The 12,220-nt window shown below is 74.5% G+C and carries 12 protein-coding genes; 8 read left to right on the forward strand and 4 right to left on the reverse strand.

Annotated features, from left to right (window positions below):
- Positions 1-83: 83 nt before the first annotated feature.
- The 6 genes from ACFXPX_RS30440 (at position 84) to ACFXPX_RS30465 (ending at position 7,492) form a co-directional block, all read left to right on the forward strand.
- Positions 84-737: a DedA family protein gene (locus ACFXPX_RS30440; protein ID WP_380407277.1), complete on the forward strand. Its 654-nt coding sequence runs from the start codon at positions 84-86 to the stop codon at positions 735-737.
- A 182-nt stretch (positions 738-919) separates the two neighbouring features.
- Complete coding sequence (locus ACFXPX_RS30445; RefSeq protein WP_380644117.1) at positions 920-2,776, forward strand: threonine/serine exporter ThrE family protein; 1,857 nt, start codon at positions 920-922, stop codon at positions 2,774-2,776.
- A gap of 113 nt (positions 2,777-2,889) precedes the next feature.
- Complete coding sequence (locus ACFXPX_RS30450) at positions 2,890-3,975, forward strand: hypothetical protein (RefSeq protein ID WP_380644118.1); 1,086 nt, start codon at positions 2,890-2,892, stop codon at positions 3,973-3,975.
- Positions 3,976-4,218: 243 nt separating this feature from the next.
- Complete coding sequence (locus ACFXPX_RS30455) at positions 4,219-5,541, forward strand: C40 family peptidase (protein ID WP_380644119.1); 1,323 nt, start codon at positions 4,219-4,221, stop codon at positions 5,539-5,541.
- Between the two features lie 74 nt (positions 5,542-5,615).
- Positions 5,616-6,170: a GNAT family N-acetyltransferase gene (locus ACFXPX_RS30460; RefSeq protein WP_380644120.1), complete on the forward strand. Its 555-nt coding sequence runs from the start codon at positions 5,616-5,618 to the stop codon at positions 6,168-6,170.
- Positions 6,171-6,211: 41 nt separating this feature from the next.
- Complete coding sequence (locus ACFXPX_RS30465; protein WP_380593529.1) at positions 6,212-7,492, forward strand: GNAT family N-acetyltransferase; 1,281 nt, start codon at positions 6,212-6,214, stop codon at positions 7,490-7,492.
- A gap of 123 nt (positions 7,493-7,615) precedes the next feature.
- Here the strand turns inward: ACFXPX_RS30465 and ACFXPX_RS30470 are convergent, their stop codons facing one another.
- Both ACFXPX_RS30470 and ACFXPX_RS30475 read right to left on the reverse strand, forming a co-directional pair.
- A complete protein-coding gene (locus ACFXPX_RS30470) occupies positions 7,616-8,416 on the reverse strand; it encodes a TetR family transcriptional regulator (protein WP_375887382.1) in 801 nt (266 codons plus the stop codon).
- A gap of 10 nt (positions 8,417-8,426) precedes the next feature.
- A complete protein-coding gene (locus ACFXPX_RS30475; RefSeq protein ID WP_380644121.1) occupies positions 8,427-8,576 on the reverse strand; it encodes a hypothetical protein in 150 nt (49 codons plus the stop codon).
- Positions 8,577-8,608: 32 nt separating this feature from the next.
- On the opposite strand from ACFXPX_RS30475, the gene ACFXPX_RS30480 reads away from it, so the two are divergent.
- The gene (locus tag ACFXPX_RS30480) at positions 8,609-9,247 is read left to right on the forward strand and encodes a GNAT family N-acetyltransferase (RefSeq protein ID WP_380644122.1); all 639 of its coding nucleotides are present in this window, start codon (positions 8,609-8,611) and stop codon (positions 9,245-9,247) included.
- On the opposite strand, the gene ACFXPX_RS30485 is transcribed toward ACFXPX_RS30480, so the two are convergent.
- Both ACFXPX_RS30485 and ACFXPX_RS30490 read right to left on the reverse strand, forming a co-directional pair.
- A complete protein-coding gene (locus ACFXPX_RS30485) occupies positions 9,232-9,711 on the reverse strand; it encodes a macro domain-containing protein (RefSeq protein WP_380527343.1) in 480 nt (159 codons plus the stop codon). The two genes, ACFXPX_RS30480 and ACFXPX_RS30485, sit on opposite strands and share 16 nt — an antisense overlap.
- A gap of 9 nt (positions 9,712-9,720) precedes the next feature.
- Positions 9,721-10,977: an MFS transporter gene (locus ACFXPX_RS30490; RefSeq protein WP_380644123.1), complete on the reverse strand. Its 1,257-nt coding sequence runs from the start codon at positions 10,975-10,977 to the stop codon at positions 9,721-9,723.
- A gap of 117 nt (positions 10,978-11,094) precedes the next feature.
- Between ACFXPX_RS30490 and ACFXPX_RS30495 the strand changes: the two genes are divergently transcribed.
- Positions 11,095-12,081, forward strand: coding sequence for a LysR family transcriptional regulator (locus ACFXPX_RS30495; RefSeq protein ID WP_380527347.1), 987 nt, complete (start codon positions 11,095-11,097; stop codon positions 12,079-12,081).
- The last annotated feature ends 139 nt before the right edge of the window (positions 12,082-12,220 follow it).

The following is a 12,220-nucleotide window of genomic DNA, read 5'->3' on the forward strand; positions in this document are numbered from 1 at the left end:
GGAACCATCACCGTCCCCGGCGAGTCTTTGTCATTGCTTTACCATGACATTGCCAAGACTCGACCTCCAGGAGAGCCAGCACCGTGACCAGCATCGCCCTCGGCCCGTCCTGGCTCGATCCGACCACCCTGATCTCCACCTTCGGCCTGGTCGGCATCCTGGCCATCGTCTTCGCCGAGTCCGGCCTGCTGATCGGCTTCTTCCTCCCGGGCGACTCGCTGCTGTTCACCACCGGCCTGCTGGTGGCCGGCGGCACCTACCTGCACCAGCCGCTCTGGCTGGTCTGCACGCTGATCGTGCTGGCCGCGATCGCCGGGGACCAGGTCGGCTACCTGTTCGGCCGGAAGGTCGGGCCGGGCCTGTTCCGCCGCCCCGACTCCAGGGTCTTCAAGCAGGAGAACGTCGAGAAGGCCGCCGCCTTCTTCGAGCGGCACGGCCCCAAGGCGATCGTGCTGGCCCGCTTCGTGCCGATCGTGCGCACCTTCACCCCGATCGTCGCCGGGGTGAGCAGGATGAACTACCGCAGCTTCGTGCTGTTCAACGTGGTCGGCGGGGTGCTGTGGGGCGCCGGGGTCACCGTGCTCGGCTACTTCCTGGGCCAGATCCCCTTCGTCCGGGACAACATCGAGGCCATCCTGGTCGGCATCGTGCTGGTCTCCGTGGTCCCGGTGGCGGTCGAACTGCTCCGGGCCCGCCGTTCCGGAGCGCGCGACACCGCGGGCCGCCGCGCCGGGTAGGCGTCCGGGGGTGCCGCCGCCGGACGTCGCGTACATGTGCGTCCGGCTGTTCGATCAGGCAAGGTGTATCCGGAGATCGAACGGTGGCCGACGGCCACCAGGGGTGGCGAGGAGCGGAAGTGCCTAAGCGGGGCCGACCGGGTGCGGGCAAGCGGGCGAGGGGAGGCCGGGCGGTCCGCCAGGTGCGGCAGACACCGCCGCAGCCGGTGCACCCCGCCGAGGCGCCGCCCACCGAGGGCCTGCTCGGCTACCCGGCCCCGGTCGTCGAGCCCACCACCGTGGTGCCGCTGCTCCCGCCGGTAACGGAGACCAAGGGCCTGCTGGCCCCCGAGCCCGCGCCGGAGTCCGGGGCCGGTGTCGGTGTCGGGGCCGGGGCCGGGACGCCGCCGGAGCCGCTGGAGCCGCACCCCGAGCTGGCCATCGACCTGCGCCCCCGGGACGGGGGCGCCGAGGAGCCCCCGGCCGGGCGCCCGGCCCCCGAGCGCCCCGCGGCCGCCCGCCCCCCGCGCCGCCGCTCGGTCGCCGAGGACACCCTCACCCCCGAGGAGTGGCGCGCCGCCGGCTACACCCCGCCCACCGGCATCCCGATCCCCGAACTGACCGCCGGCGCCCCCGGCGAAGCGCCCTGGCCGGACCGGATGCGCACCCTGCTGCGCACCCCGATGTCCGAGCGCCCCGCCTTCGAGCGCACCGCCCGCGAGATGCACCCCTCGGCGGCCGCCGCCCGCAACGTCCCCCGCATCCTCGACCTGACGCTGCGCATCGGCGAGCTGCTGCTGGCCAGCGGCGAGGCCGCCGAGGACGTCGAGGCGGCCATGCTCGGCATCGCGCACGCCTACCGGCTGGACCACTGCGAGCCGCAGGTCACCTTCACCCTGATCGGCATCTCGCACCAGCCCTCGCTGGTCGAGCCGCCGGTCACGGCCGACCGCGTGGTGCGCCGCCGCACCTCCGACTACACCCGGCTGAACGCGGTCTACCAGCTGGTGGCGGACATCACCGCGGAGCAGGTGACGGTCAACGACGCCTACCGCCGGCTCGCCGCGATCCGCCGCAACCGGCACCCGTACCCGGCCTGGTTCCTCGCCCTGACCACCGGTCTGCTGGCCGGCGCGGCGACCTTCCTGGTCGGCGGCCGGCTCGACGACAAGGCCTGGCTGGTCTTCGGCAGCGCCTTCGTCGCGGCCGTCCTCGGCGACCGGCTGGCCTCGGCGCTGGCCAAGCGCCGGCTGCCGGAGTTCTACCAGTTCGTGGCGGCCGCGATGCCGGCCGCCGCGTCCGGGATCATCCTGTCCTTCAACGACTGGGGCCTGCGCGGCTCGGTGGTGATCACCGGCGGCCTGTTCGCCCTGCTGCCCGGGCGCGCCCTGGTCGCGGCCGTCCAGGACGGCCTGACCGGCTTCTACATCACCGCCGCGGCCCGGCTGCTGGAAGTGATCTACCTGGTGGCGGGCATCGTGATCGGCGTGATCATGATCCTCTACCTGGGCGTCGGCTTCGAGGCGAAGCTCAAGCCGGACGAGAGCCTGGTGGGCATCAGCTACCCGCCGGTCCAGATGGTCGCCGCGATGGTGCTGACCCTGGCCTTCGCCACCCTGCTGCAGACCGACCGCCGCACCCTCGCCCTGGTCACCCTCAACAGCGGCATCGGCTGGGCCAGCTACGGCGCGCTGGTGTACAACGCGCACGTCAACCCGATCGCGGCCACCGGGGTGGCGGCCGGCCTGGTCGGCCTGTTCGGCCAGCTGATGGCCCGGGCCCGGAACGGCTCGGCGCTGCCGTACGTCACCGCCGCGATCGGCCCGCTGATGCCCGGTTCGGCGCTCTACCTCGGGATGCTGGCCTTCGCCCAGGGGCACTCCAGCACCGGCCTGGTGTCGGTGTTCCGGGCGGCCGCGATCGCGATGGCGCTGGCCATCGGGGTGAACCTCGGCGGGGAGATCGCCCGGCTGTTCCTCAAACTGCCGGTGGGCGCCGAGCTGCCCTCGCTCTACCCGGTGGTGCCCCGCCGGGCGGCCAAGCGCACCCGGGGGTTCTGACCGCGCGTTGAGCCCGGTGACGGATTCCGAGCGGGGTCCGTGTTGGGCGGCTATTGGGCCCCGGGCCATGTCACGGCAGGCAGGACGCAGGACCAGGAACGAAGGTAAGACCCATGACGGCAATGCTGGACAGCTACCGCGAGCACATCGTCAACACGCACAAGCAACCGCTGTTCCTGCTGCTGGTCGGCTTCATCACCTCCTTCGTCTTCATCCGGTTCAGCGTGCGGATGATCCGCGCCAAGGTGCGCTGGTGGCCCGGCAACGTCACCCCCGGCGGCCTGCACATCCACCACATGGTGTTCGGCCTGGGCTTCCTGCTGGTCGGCGGCATCGGGGTGTTCGCCACCTACGGCGGCACCCCGTGGATCGACTGGTTCGGGCTGGCCTTCGGCATCGGCTGCGGCCTGGTGCTGGACGAGTTCGCGCTGATCCTGCACCTGGACGACGTGTACTGGAGCGAGCAGGGCCGCAAGTCGGTGGACGCGGTGATCTTCGGCATCCTGTTCACCGCCCTGCTGCTGATCGGGTACGTGCCGCTCGGCGTGGTGCCCGGCGAGGACACCCGGTGGGGCCTGATCACCGTCATCTCGGTGAACGCGCTGGCCTCGGTGATCACCCTGCTCAAGGGCAAGGTGTGGACCGGACTGCTCGGGATCATGGTCCCCGGCCTGTCCTGGATCGGCGCGATCCGGCTGGCCCGCCCGAGCAGCCCGTGGGCCCGCTGGCGGTACACCACGCGCCCCCGCCGCCGGGCGCGTGCGCTGCGGCGCGAACGCCTGCTGCACCGGCGCGCGGACCGGGCCCGCACCTGGCTCTTCGACCTGATCGCCGGCGCGCCCGACAAGGTGCCCGCCAACCACCCGGCCGCCCACCGGGTCGCCGAGCGGATGGCCGCCCGGGCCTCCGCCCACCTCGACGCCCACGCCGCCCGGGCGCTGTCCCGCCGCCGGGCCCGGCTGGCCGACCGCCGCTCGGCCGCGACCGCCGGGGCGGAGGCGAAGGCGCCCGCGGCGCACCCGCAACCGGCCGAGGGGCCCGCCGAGGGCGTGCCGGCCCGCTCGGCCGGGGCCCGGCAGCGCCGCCGTACGGTCCGTGCCGGGCGCAACCGGACGTACGCGGTCGGCCCGACCGGCCTGGAGCGCCGCCCCGGCCGACACCCCCACCTACGGACGAAGACCCGCCGGATCCACCGCTAGTTCGTATACCGCGTGCGCCTGGGCGACGGTGACACCCGGTCGGATCATCGGATGGTCACCCGGCCGGCGGAGCGCGTTCGAGGTGTGAAAACCCTCGGAGTTGAGAACATGATCGGCGAGTGACCGTTCTGTCACGTGATGGGATGATTCGTCGGATCCCCCGCCGCCCGACCGCAGCCCCGCAGGCCGCGTGCCGCCCGGCCACCGCCGTCATCCCCTCCGGACCGTGAGAAGGGATGTCTCGTGGCGCGCAGGATCCTGCCGACCCTCCTGTTGTCCCTCACCGCCCTGCTCGGGCTGCTCCCCGCCGCCCAGGCGGCCCCGGTACAGCCGGAACCGGCGCGGCCCGCCCCGGCGCAGGCCGAACCCGCGCAGGCCGAACCGCCGGCCGCAGCGACCCCGGCCGGCCAGGACCCGTACCCCTCCGCCGAGGAGATCGACCGCTCCCGCACCGAGGCCGACGGCAAGGCCGCCTCCGCCGCCGCGCTGGAGACCGCGCTCACCGCCGCCCGCACCGAACTCGACCGGGCCGCCCGCGGTGCCGAGCAGGCCGTCGAGGCCTACAACGGCGCCCAGCTGGCCCTCACCCGGGCCCGCACCGAGGAGACCGCCGCCAACCGGCGCGCGGCCGCCGCCGAGGCCGAACGCTCCGAAGCCGCCGACGACGCCGCCCGGCTCGCCGCCGAGACGTACCGGCAGGGCGCGGGCGCCGAACTCTCCGCCCTCAACGCCCTGCTCGGCGCCCACGGGCCGCGCGAGGCGAGCGCCCGCGCCGCCGTCGTCGGCGTGGTCAGCGAGCGCACCCGGCAGATCCTGGACGCCGCCACCTCCACCGCCGCCACCGCCCGCACCGCCTCGGCCGCCGCCCGCACCGCCACCGCGGCCGCCGAGAAGGCCGCGACCGAGGTCGGCGCGGCCAGGACCAGGGCCGAACAGCGGCTCGCCGCCCAGCAGGCCGAGGTCGCCGCGGCCGGCCGCCACCGGGAGCAACTGCTCACCGAACTCGCCGCCGCCCGCAACACCACCGTCGAGCTGGAGCGCAAGCGGAGCGAGGCCCTGGAGGCGATCGCCGCCCACGAGGCCGAGGCGGCCGCCCGGGCCGCCGCCGAACGGGCCGCAGAACAGGCCGCCCGGGAGGCCGAAGCCGCCGCGGCCGAGGCCGCCAGGGTCCAGGCGCCGCCCGACTCCCGCCCCTGGTCGGCCGAGGGCGCGGCCGCCGCGATCGCCTTCGCCCGCTCCAAGATCGGCCTGCCCTACATCTGGGGCGGCGAGGGGCCGGAGGGCTACGACTGCTCCGGGCTGACCATGATGGCCTGGCGCGAGGGCGGCAGGCAGCTCAACCACTTCGCCGCCGACCAGTACGCCCAGTCCACCCCGGTCACCTACCGCCAGCTGCGCCCCGGCGACCTGGTCTTCTGGACCGACACCGGCCGTTCCGCCGACATCCACCACGTCGGCCTCTACATCGGCGACGACCAGATGATCGAGGCCCCGAGGGTCGGCATGCCGGTCAAGCAGGCCAGCCTCTGGATCATGGGCACCCCGGACTACTACGCCCGGCCCTGACCCCCGCCGTCCCGGGCGCCGGTGTCGGAGGCCTCCGTTAGCGTGGCCGCTCCGACCACTCCCGAGGAGGAACCGTGCGGCTGAGGAACGTGGCAGCGGGCGACGTCGAGGCGTACGTCCGGATGCGCTGCGACGAGGCGATGATGGCCGAGTTGGGCGGCCCGCTGCCCCGGGAGCAGGTGGAGGAGCGGCTGCGCAAGGACCTCCGGCTGGTGGCGGAGGACGGCGCCTGGATCAAGGCGATCGTGCCGGACGGCGCCGGAGACGGTGCGGCGGCCGGGGTGGTGACGCTCTGGCAGGACGAGGAGGACGGCGCGACCGTCTCCGAGATCGGCTGGATGGTGCTGCCCGCGTTCCAGGGCCGCGGCCTGGCCAAGGCGGCGGTCCGCCGGGTGCTGGACGCCGCGGCGGCGGACGGCCGCTGGGGCGAGGTGCACGCCAGCCCGGGGACGACCAACGGCCCGTCCAACGGGATCTGCCGCGCGCTCGGCTTCCGGCTGCTCGGCGAGCGGGACGTCGACTTCGGGGACCGCGTCCTGCGGACCAACCACTGGGTGGTGACGCCGGGCGAGCACCGCCGGGCACCGGGCGGCCTGGGGTCGGACGGCCTGGGGTCGGACACGGATTAATTGGGGTGCTCGGCCCCGGCCACCGCCCGTACGGTGGCCGGATGCACAACGACAGTGATCACACGGCCCCCGAGACGGTCAACGGGATCCAGGTCCGGGCCGTAGCCGTGGACGAAGTGGAGGAGTGGAACCGGGCGCTGAACTTCGGCTTCCTGCGCCCGCACGCGGGCGTCGCGCCGGAGCTGCGCCGCCGGCAGTGGCAGCCGGGCCGGATGGTGGCCGGCTTCGACGGGGACCGGCAGATCGCGACCTTCCGCAGCTTCGACGTCGACCTCACCGTGCCCGGCGGAGCCGTGGTCCGGGCCGACGCGATCACCAACGTCACGGTCAGCGCCACCCACCGCCGCCGGGGCCTGCTCAGCGCGATGATGCGCCGCGACCTCGCCGCGGCCGCCGGGCGCGGCTGCGCCGTCGCCGTCCTGATGGCCGCCGAGTACAACATCTACGGCCGGTTCGGCTTCGGCCCGGCCACCCGCGGCAGCGGCTGGGACATCGACCTGAGCCGCACCCGCGGACTGCGCGAGGGCCTGCCGGGCGTACCCGGCGGCCGGACCGACTTCGTGACCCTGGCCGAGCAGGCCGAGCTGGGCGCCGAGCTGTACGACCGCTGGCGGCTCACCCAGCCGGGCGCGATCGCCCGGGACGAGATCTGGTGGGAGCGCCACACCAACCGGATCCAGGTGCCGGGCGACACCTTCAAGGAGCCGTTCACCGCCGTCCACCGGGACGCCGACGGCACGGTCACCGGGATGGTCGTCTACCGGATCGAGAACAAGTGGGACGGCGCCCACCCCGACGCCACCCTCACGGTGGAGGACTTCATCGCCCTCGACCTGCCCACCGCCGTCGCACTGTGGCGCCTGGTGCTGAGCGTCGACTGGGTGCGCAAGGTCGTGGTGGCGGGCCTGGCCCCGGACGACCCGCTGCCGCTGCTGCTCCAGGACCCGCGCGCGGCCGTCCCGCGCAAGGACAACGCCGACGCGATGTGGCTGCGGCTGCTGGACGTCGAGGCCGCCTTCGGCGCCCGCGCGTACGGTGCGCCCGGCCGGGTGGTGCTGGAGGTCGAGGACGAGCTCGGCTACGCCTCCGGCCGCTTCGCGATCGAGGTCGCCGAGGACGGCACCGGCCGCTGCGTCCGGACCACCGACGAGGCCGACCTCGCCCTGGGAGCTTCGGAGTTGGGCTCGCTCCAGCTGGGCGCCGAGACGGCCCCGCGACTGGCCGCGGCCGGTCTGGTCACCGAGCTTCGCCCGGGGGCGGCCGCCGCCGCCGACCTGCTGCTGCGCACGCCGCTGCGGGCCTGGACGCCGACGGACTTCTGAGCGGCGCGAACGACGATGCCGGGAACGACAGTGCCGGGAACGACAGTGCCGGGAACGACGCCGGAGGCCGGCCCGCAGTGTGCGGGCCGGCCTCCGGCGGTCACAACTCGTGCCCGGCCGCGCCTACTTGACGGCGGTCTTGCCGATCGTGGGCAGGATGAAGTCCTGGATCAGGCCCTTGGCGTCCCGCACGATCGGCCGGAACACCCGGTAGCGCGAGAGGTTGATCACCCGGGCGGCCATCGGCGTCGAGCGCCGGACGAACTCCCTGGTGCGCTCGGTGTCCTCCGTCCGGTCGAAGACCCAGTAGAGCACCACGACCATCAGGTGCAGCCAGAGCACGTCCGGCAGCAGCTCGACGAGTTCGGCGTCCAGCTTCGGCGCCAGCTCCGAGCCCTGGAGGACTTCCCGGAACAGGTCGACGGCCACCGCCCGGGCCGGGTGGGACTCGTTGGAGAACGGGCTGAGCGAGCTGGTCGGGTCGGCCGCGGTGCGGAAGAACTGCGCGGCGAACTCGTGGTACGGCGCGGCCGTGTCCAGCCAGGAGTCCAGCGCGATCTGCAGCCGCTCGGCGAAGTCCCGGGTGTGGGCCATGCGGAGCCTGGCCTCGGCCGCGTGGTCGTGGGTCATCCGGTCGTAGAACCCCTGGATCAGGAATTCCTTGGCGGAGAAGTAGTAGTAGGCGTTGCCGACCGACACGCCCGCCTCGGTGGCGATGGCGCGCATCGTCGTCTTCTCGTAACCCCGGTCCTGGAACAGCCGCATGGCCGTCTCCAGGATCAGCGCCCGGGTCGCCTCGCTCTTGTCGGTCTTGGGCTGGGCCCGGCCGCCGGGCATGGGCCCGCCGTCCGTGCCGGGTGCGGCCGAGGCGTCGGCCGCACCCTTCTCGCCGTCCGTTCGGTTCGTCGCTGCCAGGTCGTCCACAGGCACGAGCCTAACCGGAGACGAGGTTCCACCCGGTGTCGGTGCTGTCGGTGTTCGTGGCACCGGATGCCCCCTCCGCATCCGGTGCCACGAAACCGTCCCCCGTCATTTCGAACGCGTTCAAAAGCTTGGCAGAACTGTAGACGTTACGGTTGAACATGTTCAACTCCATCTTCGTGGGAGGCTCGTCACATGACCGGTCCTGAACGGACCACCATTCGGTACGGCGGAGCGCAGGACGCCGCGGACGTCGCGGACCTGCATGCCGAGAGTTGGCGCACCAGCTATCGCGGGATGGTCCCCGACGAGGCGATCGGGGACGGACTGGCCGCCCAGCGGCGCGAACTGTGGGAGCTGCGCCTGGCGGTGGACTACGGGCCGCCGGAGAACACGCCCGTGCTGTTGGTCGCCGAACGGGCCGGTGGGCCGGCCGGGTTCGTCTATCTGGTGCCGCAGGCCGACGGACGGGTGCTGGTGGACAACCTGCACGTCCGCCCGGGCCTCACCGGCGGGGGCATCGGCCGACACCTGCTGGCCGCCGCCCGCGCCGAACTCGCCGAGCGGTTCCCCGCCGCCGAGCTGTACCTGGAGGTGCTGCGCGCCAACACCCGCGCGATCGCCTTCTACGAGCGCGAGGGCGGCGTGCGGATCGCGGCGCAGGAGGGCGTGTTCCCGGGCGGTTGGGTGCTGCCCGAGTACGTCTACGCCTGGCCGGCCGCGAACGCCCGGCCGGAGAACGGTCGGTCCGCGAGCGCCCGGCCGGAGAACGGTCGAACGGAGCACGCCCGGCCCGAGGGCGGTCGGTCGGTGAGCGGTCAGTCGATGTCGTAGACCGTCACCGGCACGCCGCGCGCCGAGAGTCGGGCCGCCACCAGCGGCTCGACCTTCTCCCAGCGCCCGCCCGCCAGTCCGCAGCCGATCCGCGGCATGTGGACGGAGGCGCCGAGTTCGAGCGCGCGCCCGCCCAGGGCCGCCAGCCCGGTGTCGATGGCCTCGTACCGCACGGGCACCCCGGTGGAGCGCCCCGTCCGGATGCCGCGCTGGCCGACCAGGTTGGCCACCCAGACGAACGGCTCGACCTGCACCAACTGCAGGGCGCCGAGGCCGAAGTCGTTCTTCGCCCGCTCCCGGTGCCACCGCCGGAAAGCGGCTTCGGGTTCGGGCCAGCGTCTGGAGAGCGCGAGCACGAAGCCCTTGCCCCAGCCGCCGAGGTCGTTGCAGACGTGCGCGATCACCTTCACGCCCTTGCCCTGGGGCGTGGTGGCATCGCCTCGGACGTAGGTGATTTCCGCCATGACTCGAAGTTAGACGGAGGCACTGACAACCCGCGCCCCATTTTCCGCGGGGCCGGACGCCCGCAGGTGCCGCCGCCCGGCCGACGCGATCAGCAGGGCGAGCGCGGCGGCCCCGGCGGGCAGGACGTAGCCGGTGCCGGGCGCGGCCCGCTCGGCGAGCGTCCCGGCGAGCGCCGCCCCGGCCGAGATGCCGACCACGATGCCGGACACCGCCACCGCCATCCCCTCGTTGAACTGCCGCTGCGGCAGCAGCTCCTGGACCAGCGTCATGCCGGTCACCATGGTCGGCGCGGTGGCCGTGCCGGCCGCGAACAGTGCCGCGCCGAGGGCCACCGGCCCGGCCCCGCCGAGCCCGGCGGCGAGCGGCAGCAGCAGGACCGCGGCCATCGCCGCCACCCCGAGCAGGAAGCGCGCCCCGGGGGCCCGGCGCGGGGTCAGCAGCCCGAACAGCAGCCCCGCCAGGCAGGATCCGCCCGCGACCAGGGCCAGCAGCGGGCCGGCCGCCGCCTTGTGCCCGAGCGCGTCGGCGTAGGCGACGGTGGTGATCTCGGTGGCGCCGAAGACCGTGCCGGTGGCGAGGAAGGTCAGCGCCAGCACCCGCAGCCCGGGTACCCGCAGCGGGGAGCCGTGCCGCTCGCCGGTCGGGGCCGGTGCCGGCAGCGGCGGTTCGGTGCCCCGCTGGGCGGCGAACAGCAGGGCGCCGGCGGTGCCGACGGTGCCGGCGGTGAGCAGCCCGGCCTCCGGGGCGATCGTGGTGCAGAGCACCATCGCGAGCACCGGCCCGGCCATGAAGCAGAGTTCGTCCAGGGCCTGTTCGAGGGAGTTGGCCAGGTGCCGGGCGGCCGGGTCGTCCCGGTGCAGGTGCGCCCAGCGGGACCGGGCCATGCCGCCGAGGTTGGGCGCGGCGGCGCAGGCGGCCCAGCACGCGTACAGCGTCCAGTCCGGGGCGCCGAGCCGGACGCAGAGCAGCAGGGCGGCGAGCGGAACGGCGTTGTACAGCGCGGCCGGTACCGCGACCCGCGACTGCCCGTACCGGTCCACCAGGCGGCCGAGCAGCGGCATCCCGATCGCCCCGGTGACCAGCCCGGCCGCCGAGACCGTCCCGGCCAGCGCGTACGAGCCGCGCCGTTCGGCGAGCAGCACCACCAGCGAGACGCCGTTCATCGACAGTGCGATCCGGCCGAGCAGCCCGGCCAGGGTGAAGGCGGTGGCGCCGGGGGCCGCGAACAGCCGTCGGTAGGAGGCGAGGAGGGCGCGCGGGGGCAATCGGGCTCCTGGGGCGCAGGGCGGGAGGGGGATGCGCCCAGCCTCGCGGTGCGCTCCGACCGGCGTCCAACACCTGTTCCGCCGCAGTCACAACACGGTGTTGTTAATCTGCCGCCCATGCCCCGTGACCTGCACCCCCGACTGCTCCGCGGCTTCGTCGCGACCGCCGAGACCCTGCACTTCGGCCGGGCCGCCGAACGGCTGTACGTCGCCCAGCAGGCACTCAGCCGGGACGTCCGCACGCTGGAGGGCCTGCTCGGCGAGGCACTGTTCACCCGCACCACCCGCAGCGTCGACCTCACCCCGGCCGGGCGCCGGCTGCTGCCCGGGGCGCGCCGGCTGCTCGCCCTGCACGACGACCTGCTCGCCGGGTTCGGCGCGGGCGCCGGTGCCGCCGCCAGGCCGCTGCTGCTCGACCTCAACAGCGACGTCACCGGCCCGGACCTGACCGCCGACCGGGTGCTGCAACGGGCCCGCACCGCCTGGCCGGAGGGCGAGCTGCTGGCCCGCTTCCACGGCGGTCTGGCCGCGGCCGCCGACGAACTGCTGGCGCACCGGCTGGACGCCTCGTTCGGCCGCTTCGCCGGACTGCCCGCCCCGGTGCGCGGCCGGCTCGCCCAGCGGCCCGTACGGCTGGAGCGGGTCTCGGTGATGATGGCGGACACCCACCCGCTGGCCGGCCGCCCGGCGCTGCGCCCGGCCGATCTGCTCGGGCACCCGGTCGACATCTGCGCGGGCAACCCGGCCACCACCGAGTGGGCCGACCTCGGGGCCCGGCTGCTGCGCGAACACGGTCTGCGCGCGGCCGAGCCGTACGTCCCGCCGGTGGGCCCGGTCGAGACGGCCCGCTACCTGGCCCGGCACGGCGATCCGATGCTGACCACGGTCGGCGGGCCGAGCCTCCCGGGGGCGGTGAACGTCCCGCTGGTGGACCCGGTGCCGCTGAGTCTGGTGAGCCTGGTGCACCGGCCCGGGGAGCGCCGCCCGGGCCTGCTCGCGCTGGCCGCCGCGGCCGCCGAACTCGGCGCCGCCGAGGGCTGGTTGGACCGCCCGGCCGGCAGCTGGCTGCCCCCGGAGGACGCCGCGCTCATCGCGCGGACGTAGGGTCCGCGGACCTTGGGTCCGTCTTCGAACTCCCGTCTGCGGGGCGACGCCGGGGCACGCGCCTCGCCGCGTTGTCGTCGGTCGCCAATGCGCTGCATTGGGCTCCCTCCTCCGCCTTGCGATGCACGCACCCCAACGC

This window comes from Kitasatospora sp. NPDC059146, assembly GCF_042786665.1.
Lineage (GTDB): Bacteria > Actinomycetota > Actinomycetes > Streptomycetales > Streptomycetaceae > Kitasatospora.